The following is a 17,908-nucleotide window of genomic DNA, read 5'->3' on the forward strand; positions in this document are numbered from 1 at the left end:
ACCATCCGGCAATTTCAGATGTCACTCGCTGTGACATCGATCGGCACGACCATAGTTTTGAATAGCCCTGCTGGTCTCTGCCAGTATTGAACTCCGTTGTCCCGTCGACGGGACAGGCCGAGCTATCCGAATCGCGTCCTGAGCCACGAACTCCAGCGCCGGGCTACATCGGCGGTACGGCAACCTTACGGACGTCGACGGTGCTCTCCGGCCAGCCCGCGCACTGTGAGCCCAGAATCCAATCTGGAAGTTTTAAGGCATCATCGGTAGTTCGCGGGGCCCTCGTCCTCGGAACCCGGGTCGGTATCGGATGGAGGGGCCGGTGGGGTGAAGCTGGGCGGTGGTTCGGACGACTGCGGTGATGGCTTGCTGTAGATGTAGCCGAGCCAGGGTGGCGCCGGGGCAGCCATGGATGCCGTGGCCGAAGCTCAGGTGCGGGTTCGGGGTTCGCGTCAGGTCAAGGTCTGCGGGGTCGGTGAATGCCTCCGGGTCGCGGTTGGCGGCGGCCAGGGAGGCGACGATGGTGTCCCCTGCGGGAATGGTGACATCGCCGATGGGCAGGTCGGTGGTGGCGAAGCGGCGGAATGCCATGGGTTGGGCGGTATCGAATCGCATCAGCTCATCCACGGCGGCCCGTGCGACGTCTCCGCTGGCGCGTAACTCGGCGAGGCCGGCAGGGTCGTGCCACAGGGCGATGACGGCGTTGCCGATTGCGTCGATGGAGGCTTCGTGCCATACGAAGAGTAGGTAGAACACCATCGAGACGAGCTCGTCGTGGCTCAACGTGCTCGTGGTGTCGTGGGCGTGGACCAGCGTGGACACCAGGTCGTCGGCGGGGTCGACGCGTTTGGCGTCGATGAGTGCATGAGTGAGGCGGCGCATGGTCGCCAGGCTGTCGCGCGCGCGGGGTGCTGTGGTCGGCGTGGGGTCGATCAGAGCGGCGGACCAGGTCGAGAATTGCTCGCCGATGGTTGTGGGCAGGTTCAGCCAGGTGCGCGTCAGTTCGACGGTCAGCGGACCCGCATAGCGGGTTACGAGGTCGAACGGTTCCCGTCGACGTAGGTATGGGGCCAGTAGTCGGGTGGCGGTGTCTCGTAGGTGAGGGCCCAGTGGCGCGATCCGGTCGGAGGTGAGCCCGGGGGCGATGCTTTGGCGGAGGCGGCCATGTGCGGGTGACTCGCTGTTGATGAGGTTGGTGCGCAGCTCGCGCGGTAGGGCGTAGCCGGTGAAGTCCCGTCCGTGAGAGTGCACCTCGCTGCCGGAAACGCGAGGGTCGGTCAGTGCGGCGCGGACGTCGCAGAAACGGGTCAGCAGCCACGCCGGTGTGCCGTCTGGCGTCTGTACTCGCTGGGCCGGGCTGGCTCGCATCCGCTGCCACAACAGGTAGGGGTCCGCGGTGAACTCGGCGTCCCACAGGCGCAACATGCTCTCGACAGTAGACGTCAGCCAACGGTGTTGCGCGAATCCGGTCTTGAATGGACCGCGCTTGCGCGCATGGCCTCGGATACCGCTACGAGCCAGGAGCTGTCGTCGTCGAGGTTTCTGTCGCTAGCGGGAGGGGGCGGGGCAGGGGGCTGGACGGTGCCTACGGCCGGCTCGTCGCGAGTGCGGGCTTGCAGCGCTGCGATCAGCATGGCCGCTTCCACAGCTGCCTCGAGGCCCTCGCCGCTGGCACCTTTGCCCGCGGCGTCACGGCGAGCGGTGGCAGCGACATCGTCGCGGAACCACGGCCGCAGGGCGTGATGGCCGTCGCGGATCTCGATGAGCCGCCGATACAAGCGATACTCAATGTCGCGGACGTCCCATCGGTCACGCCAGGTAGGCCGGGGCGGGTGCAGCGCGATGGAGGGCTCGGCGCGATACAAGGCCAGCCACAACGGCTCCAGGCGGCGATAGGCGCGCTTCCACCGCCACTGCTGCTCGGCCCGGGGCCCCCAGGCCGGAAGGGTCGAGCTGATCGCGATGAGCAGCGCACCGGTGCTCGCACTAACAGGTGCCCCAATGACGTTCACCGCGTCAAGTTGTGAGGAGCCTGCCCACCGGGCCACGATTGATACCGTTTTCGCCAGGTCGTAGCCGAGTCCGAACAGAGCGCCGATAGCGTTGAGTTGCAGGCCACGCCGAAGCCAGGGCCGGTCGACGGCTCGGGAGAACCGCCAGGTCATCCAGGCCGACGTGCCCAGGCCGATGGCGAAGAAAGCCAAATATATAATCAAAAACGCTGCTATCAGCGGAGTGCGGGCATAGTACACATCGAAGTCGACGGGACGTTCGCTCGTCACGTCCGCCGCGACGAACAACACTGTCATCGTCACTAAAACCGCAGCACAGGCGGCCAGTCGCGGCAACGCCTTGCGCCTAGCGACTTCCGGCGGGTGCGACCACAGCAGCAGGAGGACCTGTGCGGTGACGCTGTTGAGGACGATCAAGCTGTAGACCAGCAGAGTGGCCGTGTTGGGTATACCGATCCACTGGTCGAACTGCCGGTACACCCAAGGCGTGGCGACAGTGAACGACAACGCTGGCCATAAGCGGGCAACTACTAGCGCGACAAGTGCCGCGCTACGGGGGCCGCGAAGCAGATCGCGTACCTTATAGCCGCAGGTAATGAATCCGACGACAGCGCACACGGGATATATGACGTTGAACAACAGTTCGGCGGTCTGCAGCATCAAGACTCCTTGCGAGAGGCGAACGGGGCCTCTTGGCTCTATTCGAACAGGGCTTTCCCCGCCCTATCGCCGTAGGAATGACGTAGTGCCGAGGGGCGGTGCGGCATCCCAACATGGCTGCGAAGAAGACCGGGGCCACCATCACTTACCGACAGTACTGCTGTGGCGAAGGACGGTAGCCGAGCTATTGGTACACCACGGGTTCAGGTTTTCCTAGTGCCGGAGCTCGACAACGCCGGCCGATACCGCATCCTTGCGGCTTCGCGCTGATTGCTGGTGGGTGTCGGGCTGGCTGTATCGAGGACTTCGGTGCAGTGACGGCGAAGGATGTTGGGTTTTGGTGTGCTCCAGGGCTGACGCTGTCATGTCGGCCCGACGGTGGTGATGTCGTAGCCGTTGGGGTAGGTCTTGGCTTGGAAGCCGTCGGGTTGGTGCTGCGTTTTGCGGGGTGGGGCGAGGTGGCGTAGCAGTGCGGCGCGGCCGGTGAGGGCTCCGGTCAGCAGGGCGCGGGCCCAGAGCGGCGGCGTGGCGAGGCCGACAGCGTTTCGCATGGGGGTGTCGATGAGGGCGTCGGCGAGGCGTTCACTCAGTGGTCCGAGTGGTCCGGGCAGGTTGGCGAGTAGTCCCTTGGTGGCGGTCATAAGCTGGGCTGCGGCGGGGGTGAACGCGAATCGTTCGGACTCGAAGCGGTCGTACCAGTCGGCGTAGTGCTGGAGTGTAGGCGGGATGTGGTGGATGTTCATCCGGCGGCCGAGTTCGGCGTAGAAGTGGTACATCGCGGTGCGTTCGTGGCAGCACAGGGGTCGCCAGCCGTGTTGGTCGATCCAGCGGGCGCCGACGAAGATGAACGTGCCGAGGATGTACAGATGGTCGTCGTTAGAGATCGTGTAACGGCGGTGGAGTTGATTGATGCGGCGGGTGGCTGCCCGGCCGAGGGGGTGGTCGAGGCCGTGGTGGATGAGGGTGTACATGAGGATGCCGGTGTCATCGGCCCGGCGTTTGGTGCGGTGGGTGGTTTCTCCGGTGGACAGCAGCAGTTCCGCGACGGAGGGCACCGCGAAGGTGCGCCAGAAGGCCAGTAGCAGGCCCATGCGGATGTCGAACGGGAACTCGTACAACGCGGTGGTGCGGTAGATGTCGTGGCAGTCACGGACCGGATCGAGGGTGCGGATGCGGGTGAGGCGGTCGAAGCGGCGCGGGTGGTGAATCACGATCACTGTCCTACGGTGCTGGGGTCGGGGTTGGCGCTGCGGGCAACCGTTTCAAGGCTGTGGCGACCTGGACGAGCCGAGCGAGGTCATCGGGAGTGTCGATCCGCGGTGCCGATGCCGCGGGGAACGGTTGCTCGTCAGATGTCTCGGACTTGCGGTACTGGCGCGCAGCCTCTCGGAGGATCAACGCGTGGCGGACCGCGTCCGCCGGAAGTCGATGTGTCGCCGTGATTTCGTCGATGACGGCCGGCGGCGGGGTGCTGGCGAAGCGGGTGAGCGCCAGTTGGCCGTCGGCGATCTCGATGAGCCGGCGGGTGAGGCGGAAGTCGAGGTCGCGTAGTCCGAGCATGTCTGCCCATCGTGATGGGGGTGGGTCCATGGCGATGTCGGGTACGGTGCGGTACAGCAGTAGCCAGAGCGGGTAGAGCCGCAGGTACGTGGTGGCTCGTCCGGTCCATGCCGTGCCGGCCGAGAGCCGAGGGCCCCAGGAGGGCATGGTGAACCCGATGGTGATGAGGACCGCCCCGAGGCATGCGCACAGTAGTCCCATATCGCTGAGCAGCGGCAGGCGCATGCCGGACCAGGCGGTGATGACGAAGGCGGCTTTCCCGAAGCAGTAGCCCAGCGCGATGACGGCTCCGGCTGTCATCCATCGAAGCCCCCGGCGAAGCCACGGCCGTGTTCCGGTGATAGCGACTCGACGGGCGAATCGCCAGCCCTGACGCGCTTGAGTGCCCAGCCCGATCCCGTATGCGGTGAGGTAGACGAGCAGGAAGGTGCCTCCGACGGGTTGCGGGCCGTAGACGGTATCGAAGTCGGTGGGATGGTCGTCACGTGCGTTAGAGCCGAAGAAGAGCGCCACCATGGCGACAAGAACGCAGCCGTAGAGGACGGCGAGGCGTTTGGTCCGGGGGAGTGCTGCGGAGGTAGGCGTTTCCCACAGTGACAGCATCACTAGGACGCTCACGCTGTATCCGACGATGCAGCAATAGACCAGCAAGGTGGCGAGGTTCGGGACCCCGGTCCACCGGGTGATCGCCGCGTACACGGCGGTGATGGCCAGCGTGAAACCGGCCGAGGGGAGAGCGATGACGGCGACCAGAGCCCACAGGCGGACATTGCGCGGATCGTGTCGCAGGGCAGCTGCCTTGTAGACCACGGCGGCCCATGCCATGGCCGCGCAGCCGAGGAACGCCGCCGTCCTGACGTCCATCAGTTCCCGTCCTCGAGCGAGAGGCTGATGCGTTCGGTCAGTGAGTCGGCGCTGGCCGGCGTTGCCTGCGGACGCCACAGATGCGCGCGTTGTCCGAGCAGCGACGCCAGTGTCTCCGCCTCGCGTTCTTCCACCGTGGAGTAATTGGTGCGGGCGTGAGCGAGTCGGGCTTGGAGCACGTCGAGATCCAGATGCTTGAACAGGTGCCGTAGGCAGTCGACCACGCGTAATTCATGGCCGAGCAGCAGGTGGGACACCTCATGTAAGACGATGTGGGTGCGCTGGTTTCCGGTCGTCGCGGCGTCTACCACGATGTAGTCGGCGGCGTCACCGGCAACGCAGACCCCTCGCGGGGCACCGGGCGGGAGCCGGAACGGTACGACCTGGATTCGTCGCCCCCGGTCCGCGCCGATGTTGGCGAGGAAGGCCGGGAGGTCAAACGGCTCAGGGATGGTCATAGCCCGGGCGAGCGCCTCGCAGCGCCGGCGTACGTCCCATCGCGTCACCGCAGTGCTGCCTCCTGTCGGTTCTCGCATCGAGGCCGGCATCGGCTGCTGCCAGACCGCGACGAACATTCAGCCACCATCGCCAGCATCATCGCGCCGCTCCTCGAGCCCACGGATTACTTGTAGGAGCTCGGTAAGGGCTCCAATCGCCGACTCGGCCTCCGGGATGACGGAGTCGCGTAGCGCGACAGTGCGTGCTCGCATCTGCTGGAGCGCGGCCGCAAGGTCCAGCTCCTTGTCGACCTCGGCGGCGAGCTGGGCAGAGGTGAAGTATTCGACGGGAACGCCGAAGAAACGTGCCAAGCCGCGCAGATGACCGAGCGACGGGTCACTCTTCTGCCCCTTGCGCAGCTGCCCCACATACGCGTGTGAGATCGGTTCACCAGCTGCGGTGATTCCATCGGCGACCTCGCGCAGCGAATAGATCTTGCCGTCTGGCCTGCGGACCGCATCGAAAAGTCGATCGAGACGCTCCGCCAGTGGGTTCGCTGCAGGCGAGTCAGAGTCGCTCGACATACACACCTCTCCACGAAGACATGAACCTTGTTTACACCGGTCTGTCTGCTTGTGTACAGAGGTTGACGGAGTAACGCTCGGTGTGCCTATGATCGCACAGTCAGTATCGACCGATGTAACTCGGTGCGAGCGATTGCGTCACGGTTTAGGACCGGTGACTTCGCTTTGATCGTGGCGGACGGTGAACCACAAGGGCACAGCCGAAGGGTTGAAGCACGCTTGAGCGTGACGTCGGCATCCATCGACAGGAAGCGGACTCCCCCCACGGTCCGGCTCGCGATCTTCGCAACTCGCGATTGAAATGTCTGGCCGGGACAGCCATCGCCTTGGGCCAGCCGGCGCAGCGGGAGGGACGACACGAATGACAGGACCACGCCTGGTGCCAGGGCAGCATGTTTCTGGCTCGCGTGTGCTCACCACCAAGGTTGCCCTGCAGCTCCCCGCCGATGCGGCTTTTGAGGAATGGGAGAACGCCGGTCACATGCTTGCCGGCGTACTCAGTTCATCCTCGTGGTGGCTGGGCGACTGGTTGATCTATGGCAGGGAGCACTTCAGCGACAGGTACGAGCGTGCCGTCCACGCCGCAGGGCTGAGCTATCAGACCCTGCGGAACTACGCGTGGGTTGCGGGGCGCTACCCGGCAGGCCGGCGACGGCCCGCACTGAGTTTCCAGCACCACGCGGCGCTCGCCTCGCTCAACGTGGGCGAGCAGGAGCAGTGGCTGCAGCGGGCCCAGGAGAAGCAATGGACGCTTCGGCAGCTACGTAGCGCGCTATTGGCGCCGAGCAAGCAACAGGGCGCTCCGGGTGGAGAGCCGAACGACCTGCATCGCCTCGCCGTTCCGAGGGTCCGGCTCCACCGCTGGCGTGAGGCTGCCGAGCAGAGCGGAGTCGATGTGGAGCAGTGGATCACGCTGACGCTGGACCGCGCGGCCGAGCAGGTCCTCACAAGGTGAGAAGACGCAATGCCTTGGGCGTACCTGGTGGATCCCGAGCACGGCGCCCGTTCCGGCTCGGCTGGCAACACCGTGGTGCCGAAGTCATCCAGTAGCTCGCACGGCTTCGGAACGTCAAAACGATCAATGCCACAAACATCGGCCGTCGTCTCCTATCTGGGTCGGCGTAGCGAAAGGGAGTCGAACGTGACCTACGGGGGAAACGGGTTTCGTCATGGTTTCTGGTCACAGCTGATGCCAGCACCTGTCGATCATTCGAGTAGCGAGGCTTGCTCGACGAAGCGGTCAGGGTGAGCAGTCAGCGTCGCCGTATGGCCTGGCGGCTATGGTCGGTGGCGGCCCTGTCGAAGCTCTTCGCGTCGCTCTTGGCTTTGTTGTCTCTGCGTCGGAGTCGGCCTCTCGGCCTCCTGGCACCACGCCTTCGTCGGCAACGGGGCTCTGGTGGCGCCCAAGCACTGCGATGCGATGCTTGCGGTCAGCCGCTGGGCTGTGCGGGCGTTGACAAGCTGACCGGCCTGCTCGATCGATGGGGCTGGGACGAGCGGGCCTCGGCAGCCCTGACACAAGCCGCGGATACTGCCCAGCCAGCCGCCCTGCTTCTGATAGATCTAGACCGATTCAAGCAGGTCAACGACACCCTGGGTCATCCCGCGGGGGACGAGTTTCTCCGAGCGGCAGCGGCTGTGATCCGGGCGGAGCTCCGTGAAGGGGACCCGGCCGGCCGTTACGGCGGGCACGGTGGAGACGAGTTCCTGGCCTTCCTCCGTGGAGCGGACGCGGTCGCCGCCGCAACGGTCGCCGAACGGATCCGGGCCGGTATCAGCGCCCTGCAGCTGCGCGTTGCGACGACCCGTGTCTCCACCGCAGTCATCACAGATCGCAGCGCCTCCATCGGGGTAGCGGCACACTCGCCTGCCGTAGATGTTTCGTTGCATGACCTTGTGCTGCAGGCCGATCTCGCCTTACGGCATGCCAAAGCTGGTGGCCGCGATCGCATTTACGTCATGACCGACAGCGCTAGCCGCGTCCACGGCGTCACCATGGCTAACGGATGACTATCCGTGCCGAGGCGTCCGCTATCGGTGCCGCCGCGTGCGGCCGTCCGCAGCGCTGACGCTTCCTCATGGATGAACGCGGCTATCAAAGCCCCACCCGGCCATAGAAGATCTTGCGTGTGACGGCGGGGAGTTGAGGGCTTACTGTTCGTGTGTGGTCCCGATAGGGTGACGCCCGGTTGTGGCCGCACCGGTACGGGGAGGACTGCGGTGGGAACGATCGCGCAGTTTCTGAGGCGTGCGGTGGACTTGCATCGGCGTGCCGCCTCCCTACTGCTGGACGCCGAGGCGACAGTCGGCGCACTGGAGGACGATCAGTTCGCCGGTGCGACCTCCGATGGCGAGGTGCGGCGGCTGGTGGCGCAGGTGCAGGCGGTGGCGCAGGCCGGATTGCCGGGCTGGCTGGGGCAGCCGCTCGACGGTTCAATCCTGGGCCGTCCGCTGGGCCGGGATGCGCCGCCGGGCGGCCCGTTGTTCTTGCGGGTCGGTGAGGCGGAGCCGGTCCGCAACAGTGTGTTCTGAGCGGTCGCGCCGTTCGTCGACGCTGGCCATCTGGCGATCGACACCGATGCCCGGGATCGGAGCGTGGCGGCGTGGCTGCGCGGGGTCCTGGTGCGCACGATCGCGGCGTTGCCGGAAGGCAGTGTGCGGGTGCTGCCGGTGGACGGGGCGCTTCGGGGGGAAGATTCCTCTGCGGGATCCTGCTCGTCGCGGTAACAGCGTTGATCTGACGGTCCTGAGTCGCGATGTCGCCGAGGCTGGTGTGGCCGGGCGCTGGCAGCGGTCACGCGACGAACGGCCGATATGGCAAGGTTGCGCCGTGATTGGTATAGGTAAGGCCGGGCATCCACGGGGGGAGATGTCCGGCCTTACCGACATGATGCAATCACAGAACGTGTGGATCTCGCAACCCCCCGCAATTGGCCGTTGGTGATCCAGGCCTGGTGTCCTGGGTGGTCTTCCGCGTGGCTCCTCGGATGGTGGCGACGCGCTCGCGGACGCCGTAACGCCCCGGCCTGGTCTGGTCTGGGTAGCGTGCGGGGTCAGCGCAGTTCGGTCAGCATTGTCGTCATGGATTCGTTCTCTGTGCTCTGCTCGTTGATGATGTGTTTGGCGAGCGTCCGCGTGTAGGCGTTGCTGCCGTCTTTGAGGGCGGACTGGGCCATGGTGATCGCTCCTCGATGATGCTCGATCATCTGTTCGAGGAACATGCGCGTCGCGGTCGGCGGCGCAGCGGCCTCACCGGCCCGGACCTGTTCTTCGGTGAGCATGCCGTGGGTCGCGGCGTCGCGGCCGTGCAGCCGGCTGTTGGCGGGATCGTCCGGGTTCACCGGCGGATGTCCCCATGCCTGGAGCCAGGCGTTCATCTCGTGGATTTCCCGCTGCTGGTCCGCTGCGATGTAGTCGGCCACCGCCACCACCCGCTCGGGAACGCCGGTCTTGCCGGCCAGCGAGCGGCTCATCCGTACCGCCTGCCCGTGGTGGGGAATCATCATCTTGGCGAAGAGCAGGTCCACGCCGTTGGGCGCGACGACGGCCGGGGAGGCGCCTGGCGTGGGCACTGCGGTGGAGTGCGGTCCGCCGTACACGGGGGCCGGTGAGGCGGGCCCGGACGGGGCGTGTACCGGTGCGGCATTGGAATGGGGGGTGCAGCCGGCGGTGGCGGCGGTGAGCGACATGAGTATCGACAAGACGATACGGCGTGGGGTCACTGAAGAGTCCTTGTTCGTGCGGTTGTCGTGCCCGCCGGGCCGCACCGTGGTGGTGCGGCCCGGCGTTCGTCGCTGTCTGACCGGTTAGCCGTTGACGCCGTCGCGTTCCGGCGGGGTGAGACGGTTGTTCTCGGTGAAGTCGCGGGGGATCAGATCGAAGCCCTGCCAGTGCACGGGCATCGGGCTCTGGTCTTCGTCGCGGGGTACGTGGTGGAAGCCGACCCGGACCCACATCACCGGGTCGGTGAGGGTCTCCTTGTTGCGGGCGTAGTCCAGGATGGTCTTCCCGCCGGTGCACTGCGGGTCGAGGTTGTCGGTGGCGAACCGCTCACAGGCCTTGTTCTCGGTGAACGTCACGTCCGGGGTGGTCTCCGGGTGCGCCTCGTAGACGTCGTTGACGCCCAGATCGAGTTCGAGGGAGCGGTTGTGCCCGTCCTTGTTCTTGCTGGACTCACTCATCACGCGCCACCACCGGCGGTTCGCGGTGGTGAGGCTGGCTTCCTTGCTGATGGCCTTGCGGGTCGTCTTCAGCAGGGCGGATCCGCTGCCTTGCCCGTTGAGTTTGGTGTCGTACTGCTCCACCTTCTCGCCGCCCTGGCCACCGATGTTGGTGTCCACTCGCCAGAAGGCGCTGTGGTAGTGGTTGGAGTTGTACCCGGTGTTGCCGGAGCCGATGGGCCAGCCCTTGTCCGGGTCGGTGTTGTTGAACGGTGACAGATCGCCGGTGGCGCCGAGCCGGGCGGAGATCTGCCCGTCGTCGTGCAGGCGGTACTCGGATACGTACTCGTACCAGCCGACCTTGCTGACCGAGCTCAGCACGAGGTCATGTCCCTGCTTGGCGAGCGGCTGGCCGTTCGAGCCATCCGCCAGCCGGTAGGCCAGCCCGGACGCCTCCGCCTTGACGCAGAGCACCTCCCGGTGGGCCGCGTCCGGCGAGCCGTCGGAGCCTGCCCGCACCGAGCCGTCTTTGCAGTCCTCGCCGCCGAGGGTCTGCAGGTACCCGCCGCCGAAGCCGAACTGGGTGATGTCGTTGTACTCGGTGGCACCGTTGTCGTACGGCACGTTGAGCTGGGCGAGTGTGATCGAGTCGAGTACCTGTACCGGCTCGGGGTAGCGGGTGGAGGAAACGGCCAGTTGCTCCAGCACCAGGCCGCTCTCTCGGTCCATCCGCCAGCACATCTGCCAGGTCGTGCCGTTGGGCAGCGTCTCCTTGACGGTGGACTCGGGACTGCAGCCCGCCGGCGGGGCCGCGGCCCGGACCGGCTGAACGGGTCCGGCTGTCGTTGCGCCCAGTACCACTGCCGCGGCGGCTGCGGCCATCCCGGTCATCTTCTTGATCGTCATGTTCCGGTGTTCCCTGCTCACGACAGCCGGGCGACCGTGCGCCCGGAAAGGTCGACAATGATGTGGTTGAGATCGATGTACCGACCGCCGGCGACCTGCACGATCAGTTGCAAGCAGCGGTGCTGGCCGCACTGCTGGGCACCCGAGTCGGACGGGCGGGCCTTGTAGGTGTGTGCGGTCGTCACGATCTGATCCGGCCCGGTGAACGGGCGGCCGGCCGCTGCGGCGAATCTGTCCCGGAGATCTTTGCCGAGCTCGTCGGCCAGCAGTAGTTCCACGGCCTTGGCCACTTCCCGCTGTGATGCGGGCGGCTGCATCCCGGATGCGGAGTACGAACCAGCCAGCTTTCCGGTACTGAGGTCGACGACCTGCTTGACCAGCTTGTTGGCGGTGTAGTCGTAGAAGTAGAGCTCTGCTTGACGGCCCGCTCCAGCTGTGCCGCCGGAACGCTGCGCCGAACCGGCTCCGGTGAGGTCCGAGGACAGGAACTCCGGTCCCTGGGCGCCGGTCACGTCGGTCGCCGACGCGGACAGTGCAGGGTCCACCGCGATCGTGCGGGCGCGGTCGACCTCCGACGCGGACAGTGCGTCGCTGCCTACCCCGGTGGCCCGCGGCGCGGCGGCCCGCGGGTTGCTGACGCGCGGTTGGTCAGCCGCAGTCGTACTGGTGGATGGCGTCGCCGACGGCGAGTTGCCAGGTGCGGCGTTCGCCGACCAGGATGCCACCCCGAAAGCGACGACCGCTGTCGAAACAGCGATCGTCAGGCCCCAGCGCAGGCGTTGTCCCGGCGTGCCGAGCGGACCGGACCCCGGTTCCTCGGGTTGTGAAGCGCGCATGGTGATGCGTCGCAATGCCACAGCTCCCTCCATAGTAGCCAGACGGTACTGGCCGGGTGAGCGTGCCATAGCGGTGTGTAAGTGGAAGGCGAAACGTGAGAGTGCTCTCCATATTGGATTCGACCGGGAAGCTCTACGGGCCCTTGTGCGCCTGACAGGTACAGCGCGTCGCCATCGTTCACGAGCAGGCCGTTGTCAGCAGTGGCTCGGGCCGACCCTCCCCGGTGCGGCACGAAGAGAGTCGGCGGTGGGCTGCAAACGGCATCAGCCAGCTTCGATAGCAGTCGGGTACGCGATCAATCGTCTATACCCGACAGTTGCCGGGGTCCGTCGCGCATCGTGGACCAGCGGCCCTGGCAGTTAGCCGTCGGCGAGCCCGGCCTCGTACCCGGCGATGACCAGCTGCGCCCGGTCCCGCGCCCGCAGTTTGGTCAGCAGACTCCCGATGTGTGTCTTGAGGGTGCCGCGGCTGATGTGCAGGGCCGCCTCGATCTCGGCGTTGGAGAGTCCGCGGGTGACAAGGATGAGCACGTCGCGTTCTCGTCGCGTCACGTCGTCGAGGGTGCGGTGGGGAGCGGAGCGGCGTAGTGACGCGGCGATGAGCCTACGGGTGACGCTCGGGGCGAGCAGTGCTTCACCGGCGGCGACCGTGTGGATCGCGTCGAGCAGGCGGGGCGGGGTGATGTCCTTGAGAATGAAGCCGCTCGCGCCCGCCCGCATTGCCTGGTAGACGTGGTCGTCCAGGTCGAAGGTCGTCAGCACGAGCACTTGCGGTGCGGGGACGGCTGCCGTGATCCGCTCGGTGGCGGCGATGCCGTCCAAGTCGGGCATCCGGACGTCCATCAACACGACGTCGGGGCGGTGAGCGGCGGCGAGGGTGACGGCCTCACGGCCTGTGGTGGCTTCGGCGATCACCGTCATGCCGGGTGTCGCGTTGATGAGGTCGCGGATCGTATGGCGAAACAGTGCCTCGTCGTCCGCCAGCAAGACCTGCAGGGGCCGGTTGGTGGTCATGCCGGGATCGGTAGCTTCGCTCGGACGGCGAACCCGCCGCATGGTTCGGGGCCGGCGCTGAGGCTGCCGCCGTGCAGTGCGGCCCGTTCTCGCATGCCGAGTAGGCCGTGCCCGGGCGAACCGGCCCGGGCTACGCCGTCGTCCAGGACTGTCAGGTCGACGGTGTCGCGCGTCATCTCGACGGTGACCTGGCACCGGGTGGCGCACGCGTGACGGCGTACGTTCGTGAGGGCTTCCTGCACGATCCAGTGCACCGACACTCGCAGGTCGGCCGGCAGTGACGACATGTCGCCCTGGTGGATGGTGACGGCGACACCGGAGGCCCGGGTCTGCTCGACGAGCCGTTCAAGGCCGGTGTCCGCCAGGTGGGTCGGATCGCGCAGTCCGCCGAGCACCGCTCGGACTTCGTCGAGGGCGGCCCGGCTGACCTGCTCGATCGTATGCAATGCTGCCTGCCGATCGGTCTCCAGATGGCTCGCCACCGCCGCTTTCATCGCGATCAAGCTCAGGTTGTGCCCGACGACATCGTGGACGTCACGGGCGATACGCAGCCGTTCCTCAGTTACTGCGTGGGCGGTCTGCAGTTTCGCGAGCCGGACGGCGTGTCCGCGATGACCGCGGACGGCCCAGGCCAGCGCCCATGATCCGGCGATGACCGCGGTGCTGTAAGCGGCAACAGGCATCGGAGCGGTCGTGAACGACTCCACATCGTCGCGGGCCGGAACCAGGGGCAGCCCGGCCATGACAGTGTCGACGAGACCCGGAACAAGGACACCGCTGAGAGCCGCGCCGAGAGCCCAGTACGCTGCTCGCGCCGACGACAGCGCGACCGGGTACACCGCGAACGCCACCGCGTACACCGAGACCTCGGCGCCGACCCCCACGATCACGGTTGTGCCACCGGCCGCCAACACCACTGCGAGTACCGGAACCGGCCAGCAACGGCGGACCGTCAACGGCAGACCGAGCAGCGCGGCGAGGCACCACACCGACCAGCCCGACACCGGCCTCATCAGCACCACGGCAGCCATCACCGAAGCCCCGACCGCTACGTCGGCTCCGACCAGCGCCCATCGCCACAACACCACGGCCCCCACCGTAGCGACGCGGCCACGGCAGCGCCTCGGACCACGGTCCGATGCTGAACGGACGCCTCGCAGCCGAAACTCGGGGAGTGCTGATCCGTTCGTTCGCTGCCCTGCTGCTCACCGTTCCCGCGGTTCCGGCCGTTCCCGCCCACGCTGCCGTAGTGAATGCCGCCACGATCGACGCCGTCGTTCGGGGGTACCTCGACGCCTCCCGGATACCGGGGGCGGCAGTGGCCATCGTCCATGGCCGCGACGTCGTGCACACGGCCGGCTACGGGCACACCGCGGACGGCGAAGCCGTCACCGACCGCACCGTCCTGCCCGTCGCCTCGCTCAGCAAATCCGTCACCGCGCTCGCAGTCATGCAGCTCGTGGAAGCCGGTCAGGTCCGGCTGGACGGACCCATACGTGATCATCTGCCGGAATTCACCATGGCCGACGACCGTGCTGCCGCGATCACCGTGCGCCAGCTGCTCGACCAGACCTCCGGCATGTCCGACGCGACGTACCGGTCTTTCAGCGGGCCCGCGCTGCACACCCTGCAGGAGGCGGTCGCGTCGATGCGTGGCGCCCGACTGGCCACGGACCCCGGGTCCCGCTTCGAGTACCACAACCCGAACTATCAAGTCGCCGCCCGCCTCGTCGAGGTGGTGAGCGGGCAAAGCTTCGACGAATACCTCCGGCAACGCATCTTCACGCCACTCGACATGACCGACAGCCGCACCATCAGCACCGCCGACGAACTTCCGGCCGGCAGCCGCGGCCACCGAATGATCGCCGGGGTTGCCCTCGCCCTTCCTGAACCGCCGGCGTTCGGCAACGGATCAGGCGGGGTGCTGAGCACTGCACACGACATGGCCGCCTGGTTGACCATGCAAAACAACCAGGGCCGTGGCCCGGACGGCACGGCGATCGTCTCGCCGGCCGCCATCACCGCCATGCACCATCCGCCAGCGCACAGCTCCTACGCCCTTGGCTGGAACATCGAAACAACCGAATCCGGCGCACCCCTCATCGACCACGCCGGTGGGCTGAGCACCATCACCGCGTACCAGGCTCTACTGCCAGCACAGGGCTACGGCATCGCCGTCATAGCAAACGCCGGCAGCCAGTACGGCGACGCGCCGACCCTCGGCGCCCGACTGATCGACCTGATCGAGGACCGGCCAGCGTCCGCACCCGCAGGGCCTGCACCACTCATCTGGTTCGACGTCGCCCTGCTCCTGCTCGCCCTCGGTGTCCTGGTCCTGTCCGTTCGCGGAGTCCGACACGCGCGTCGCTGGGCGCGTGACCACAGACTCCGCCACGCCTCCACAGTCGCCCGACTGCTGCCATACCTGCTTCCACCGTTGCTGCTCCTGACGCTGCACCAGGTGGTGAGCACGCTCTATCGCGGCCGCGACATCTCATGGATCCAGGCCGCCTACCTGTATCCCACCTTCACGCTCCTGCTCATCGTCGCCACATCGGGCTGCGCCGCGGTTCTCGGCACACGCCTGCTCCGATCGGCTCAGGCAGTGACGGCCGCCATCCGCATGCGGAACGCTAGTCTCCGGCCGCCGACCGACGACAGCGTTGGCTGAGCATCCGCTTCTGCCGCGGATATTGCGCGGTGGTGCCGAGGTTTCCGCTTCGAACGGTGGGCGATGCGATCATGGCCGCGGTCGCTTTGGTGAATGGTGCAACGCCGCACAGCACCGGATCGGCAGGGTCGCCATAGCGCAAAGCCGGCGTTAGCGAACTTTCACTCTGGGTCAAGGCGCCCGGCGAATTCGAAGGAAATTGCGGCGCCGCTTCCAACTCGCCGGCCCGGCATCTCGACCCTCAGCTGGCTTACGACCTGATCTACCGGTACTGAGCAACGTTGCGGGCCGCGCGCTTGCCCGGGATGGTCGTGGGGCGAGGCGTCCACGATCCTCCCGCTCTCGGCGCGTGCTTCATCACTGGAGCACAGTGTCGGCGAACGGCCTTTCCGGCTCGTCGACGGGATGGCACTGATCACCGGTTCCGGGCCGCTCCCTCCGACCGGATGGGCCGCCTGCTCTGATCGCGCTCGCCCGGAGATCGTCATGTCCCTAGGATGCAGTGGCATCTATATCGGGGGACTGTTCGATGTCACGCAAAGTTTGGTCGGCCCTGCTGCTCTCGGCCGCCACCGCCATTGCCACCACGGCCGTCGCCGAACCCGCTATGGCGTCGAGCTATGGATGGGTGACCGCGGGTGCCACCACAGTGACGTTCTCGGCCGACACCAAGGTCAAGAACCGGGTTGTGATCACCCGCTCCGGGCGGACCGTCACGATCGACGATCGGGTGGCCGTCAAGCCCGGCAAGAACTGCAAGCAGGTCAAGGGCGACAAGACCCGCGTCCGCTGCAAGACGAAGAAGGCACCCACCAAGGTGATCGTCAACGTCTACGACGGAAACGATGCCGTGGTCAACAAGAGCGACCTCAAGACGCAGGCGTACGGCGGCCCGGGCAACGACACGATCGTCGGCGGCCCGAAGGCAGATGTCCTGCACGGCGAGGACGCCTGCGACCGGTCGGCCGGGAACGACAAGATTTACGGCGGGGGCGGCAACGACCGCATCTACCCTGGTGACGGGTCCGACTTCGTCTCGGCGGGTGACGGCGACGACCAAGTCCTCGGCGACAGCGACTGCGTCACCGCGCCCGACCGTGCCGGCCACGACGTGATCCACGGCGGCAACGGCGACGACTTCCTCTTTGCGGACAACGGCAACGACAAGCTGTACGGCGGAAACGGCGACGACCTACTCAACGCTGGGTACGGCGCGGACCGCATCGAGGGTGGCGCCGGCGATGACCAGCTGCTCGGCGACCCTGACGACCGCAAGGTCTACGCCGATGTGCTGCTCGGTGGCGCGGGCCGGGACACGGTCTCCTACCAGCTGTACAGGAGGCCCCTCACCGTCTCGCTGGATGGCGTGCCCGGCGACGACGGTGTGGCCGGCGAGCACGACACCGTCGGTGCCGACATCGAAGTCCTCGAGGGCGGCTCGGGCAACGACCGCCTTGCCGGCAACGCCGCTGCCAACGCGATCTGGGGCTTTGACGGCAACGACGCCATCCTCGGTGGCGGCGGCAGCGACGAGTTGCACGGCGGCTACGGCGACAATGAGCTCTACGGCGAGGCGGGCGACGACGTCCTATTCGTCTACTACGGTGTCGGCTTCCTCGACGGCGGCGCGGACAACGACGTGTGCAACGGCCGATACGAGACCGTCACTTTGATCTCCTGCGAGACGTTCCAGCGCTGGTGACACGTCAGGTGAGATCAGCGTCGATCTCTGTACTGCCGTGCAGCCGTGGCCGCTGGATTCGGACGACGTCCCTTCGTGGCGTTCACGCGCAGTTCCTCGCCGCGCTCACCGGCCCGGTCTGGGGCCTACCCCTGCAACCGTGGTCGTCCGACTGCCGATGCGACCAGCCGGCGGGACAGTGGGAGACCCAGTGCGACATCGACTTCCGCAGCCCGCACGGCGGCGGATTGCAGCCGCGGATCCGGCGCCGACCCGACACCCCCGCCAAGTGGCGTACCCGCTACGAGCGAGTCGGCGCGGCCAGCGACTGGCTTGACAGAGTCCTACCGCATGAGTTCCCCCCGCTTCAACGGAGCTTCTCAAACATGATCGACTGATCATGGGAAGGAAGCATCTGTGGCAGCACCGAAGAAGTACCCCGACGAACTGCGGGCGCGTGCCGTGCGCCTGTATCGCGAGTCGGACCCCAAACCGACGATCCGGCGGCTGGCCGAGCAGTTG

16 protein-coding genes are annotated in these 17,908 nt (G+C 66.7%); 5 read left to right on the forward strand and 11 right to left on the reverse strand.

From position 1 onward, the window contains the following. Nucleotides 1-252: 252 nt before the first annotated feature. The 6 genes from QLQ12_RS11815 to QLQ12_RS11840 all read right to left on the reverse strand — a co-directional run bounded on the left by QLQ12_RS11815 (nucleotide 253) and on the right by QLQ12_RS11840 (nucleotide 6,118). Nucleotides 253-1,368, reverse strand: a complete 1,116-nt coding sequence (locus tag QLQ12_RS11815; protein WP_282759355.1) for a cytochrome P450 — start codon at nucleotides 1,366-1,368, stop codon at nucleotides 253-255. A gap of 74 nt (nucleotides 1,369-1,442) precedes the next feature. Continuing rightward, on the reverse strand, nucleotides 1,443-2,672 hold the full coding sequence (locus QLQ12_RS11820) for an MAB_1171c family putative transporter (protein ID WP_282759356.1): 1,230 nt from the start codon (nucleotides 2,670-2,672) through the stop codon (nucleotides 1,443-1,445). Between the two features lie 362 nt (nucleotides 2,673-3,034). Further along, on the reverse strand, nucleotides 3,035-3,889 hold the full coding sequence (locus tag QLQ12_RS11825) for an oxygenase MpaB family protein (RefSeq protein ID WP_282759358.1): 855 nt from the start codon (nucleotides 3,887-3,889) through the stop codon (nucleotides 3,035-3,037). 4 nt (nucleotides 3,890-3,893) lie between these two features. Then, nucleotides 3,894-5,096: an MAB_1171c family putative transporter gene (locus QLQ12_RS11830; protein WP_282759359.1), complete on the reverse strand. Its 1,203-nt coding sequence runs from the start codon at nucleotides 5,094-5,096 to the stop codon at nucleotides 3,894-3,896. Beyond that, nucleotides 5,096-5,671, reverse strand: coding sequence for a hypothetical protein (locus QLQ12_RS11835; RefSeq protein WP_282759361.1), 576 nt, complete (start codon nucleotides 5,669-5,671; stop codon nucleotides 5,096-5,098). Before QLQ12_RS11835 ends, QLQ12_RS11830 begins: the two co-directional genes overlap by 1 nt. Beyond that, nucleotides 5,672-6,118 carry a helix-turn-helix domain-containing protein gene (locus tag QLQ12_RS11840; RefSeq protein WP_282759363.1) on the reverse strand — a complete coding sequence of 149 codons (447 nt, stop codon included), beginning with the start codon at nucleotides 6,116-6,118 and terminating at the stop codon, nucleotides 5,672-5,674. A gap of 409 nt (nucleotides 6,119-6,527) precedes the next feature. Between QLQ12_RS11840 and QLQ12_RS11845 the strand changes: the two genes are divergently transcribed. The 3 genes from QLQ12_RS11845 to QLQ12_RS11855 all read left to right on the forward strand — a co-directional run bounded on the left by QLQ12_RS11845 (nucleotide 6,528) and on the right by QLQ12_RS11855 (nucleotide 8,650). Continuing rightward, nucleotides 6,528-7,073, forward strand: coding sequence for an LmbU family transcriptional regulator (locus QLQ12_RS11845; RefSeq protein ID WP_282759365.1), 546 nt, complete (start codon nucleotides 6,528-6,530; stop codon nucleotides 7,071-7,073). A gap of 269 nt (nucleotides 7,074-7,342) precedes the next feature. Next, nucleotides 7,343-8,128, forward strand: a complete 786-nt coding sequence (locus QLQ12_RS11850) for a GGDEF domain-containing protein (RefSeq protein WP_282759366.1) — start codon at nucleotides 7,343-7,345, stop codon at nucleotides 8,126-8,128. A gap of 210 nt (nucleotides 8,129-8,338) precedes the next feature. After that, nucleotides 8,339-8,650 (forward strand): hypothetical protein, encoded by a 312-nt coding sequence (locus tag QLQ12_RS11855; RefSeq protein WP_282759368.1) that lies wholly within the window; start codon nucleotides 8,339-8,341, stop codon nucleotides 8,648-8,650. 521 nt (nucleotides 8,651-9,171) lie between these two features. On the opposite strand, the gene QLQ12_RS11860 is transcribed toward QLQ12_RS11855, so the two are convergent. From QLQ12_RS11860 to QLQ12_RS11880, 5 genes are all read right to left on the reverse strand, one after another. Further along, entirely contained in the window at nucleotides 9,172-9,807 is a 636-nt protein-coding gene (locus QLQ12_RS11860) for a DUF305 domain-containing protein (protein ID WP_282759370.1), read from the reverse strand. Between the two features lie 117 nt (nucleotides 9,808-9,924). After that, nucleotides 9,925-11,184, reverse strand: a complete 1,260-nt coding sequence (locus QLQ12_RS11865; RefSeq protein ID WP_282759372.1) for a copper amine oxidase — start codon at nucleotides 11,182-11,184, stop codon at nucleotides 9,925-9,927. Nucleotides 11,185-11,201: 17 nt separating this feature from the next. Continuing rightward, complete coding sequence (locus tag QLQ12_RS11870; RefSeq protein WP_282759374.1) at nucleotides 11,202-12,041, reverse strand: hypothetical protein; 840 nt, start codon at nucleotides 12,039-12,041, stop codon at nucleotides 11,202-11,204. 339 nt (nucleotides 12,042-12,380) lie between these two features. Continuing rightward, entirely contained in the window at nucleotides 12,381-13,034 is a 654-nt protein-coding gene (locus QLQ12_RS11875) for a response regulator (protein ID WP_282759376.1), read from the reverse strand. Further along, a complete protein-coding gene (locus QLQ12_RS11880) occupies nucleotides 13,031-14,122 on the reverse strand; it encodes a sensor histidine kinase (protein WP_282759377.1) in 1,092 nt (363 codons plus the stop codon). Before QLQ12_RS11880 ends, QLQ12_RS11875 begins: the two co-directional genes overlap by 4 nt. An 86-nt stretch (nucleotides 14,123-14,208) precedes the next feature. Between QLQ12_RS11880 and QLQ12_RS11885 the strand changes: the two genes are divergently transcribed. Both QLQ12_RS11885 and QLQ12_RS11890 read left to right on the forward strand, forming a co-directional pair. After that, nucleotides 14,209-15,705 carry a serine hydrolase domain-containing protein gene (locus QLQ12_RS11885; protein ID WP_282759378.1) on the forward strand — a complete coding sequence of 499 codons (1,497 nt, stop codon included), beginning with the start codon at nucleotides 14,209-14,211 and terminating at the stop codon, nucleotides 15,703-15,705. Between the two features lie 529 nt (nucleotides 15,706-16,234). Next, nucleotides 16,235-17,407 (forward strand): calcium-binding protein, encoded by a 1,173-nt coding sequence (locus QLQ12_RS11890; RefSeq protein ID WP_282759380.1) that lies wholly within the window; start codon nucleotides 16,235-16,237, stop codon nucleotides 17,405-17,407. Nucleotides 17,408-17,908 lie beyond the last annotated feature (501 nt).

Source organism: Actinoplanes sandaracinus, from assembly GCF_030009775.1.
Lineage (GTDB): Bacteria > Actinomycetota > Actinomycetes > Mycobacteriales > Micromonosporaceae > Actinoplanes > Actinoplanes sandaracinus.

Coding starts and splice junctions, on each gene's coding strand:
- QLQ12_RS11815 (WP_282759355.1), bottom strand. CDS start 1,368: ATGCGAGCCAGCCCGGCCCAGCGAGTACAGACGCCAGACGGCACACCG.
- QLQ12_RS11820 (WP_282759356.1), bottom strand. CDS start 2,672: ATGCTGCAGACCGCCGAACTGTTGTTCAACGTCATATATCCCGTGTGC.
- QLQ12_RS11830 (WP_282759359.1), bottom strand. CDS start 5,096: ATGGACGTCAGGACGGCGGCGTTCCTCGGCTGCGCGGCCATGGCATGG.
- QLQ12_RS11835 (WP_282759361.1), bottom strand. CDS start 5,671: ATGTTCGTCGCGGTCTGGCAGCAGCCGATGCCGGCCTCGATGCGAGAA.
- QLQ12_RS11840 (WP_282759363.1), bottom strand. CDS start 6,118: ATGTCGAGCGACTCTGACTCGCCTGCAGCGAACCCACTGGCGGAGCGT.
- QLQ12_RS11860 (WP_282759370.1), bottom strand. CDS start 9,807: ATGTCGCTCACCGCCGCCACCGCCGGCTGCACCCCCCATTCCAATGCC.
- QLQ12_RS11865 (WP_282759372.1), bottom strand. CDS start 11,184: ATGACGATCAAGAAGATGACCGGGATGGCCGCAGCCGCCGCGGCAGTG.
- QLQ12_RS11875 (WP_282759376.1), bottom strand. CDS start 13,034: ATGACCACCAACCGGCCCCTGCAGGTCTTGCTGGCGGACGACGAGGCA.
- QLQ12_RS11890 (WP_282759380.1), top strand. CDS start 16,235: ATGTCACGCAAAGTTTGGTCGGCCCTGCTGCTCTCGGCCGCCACCGCC.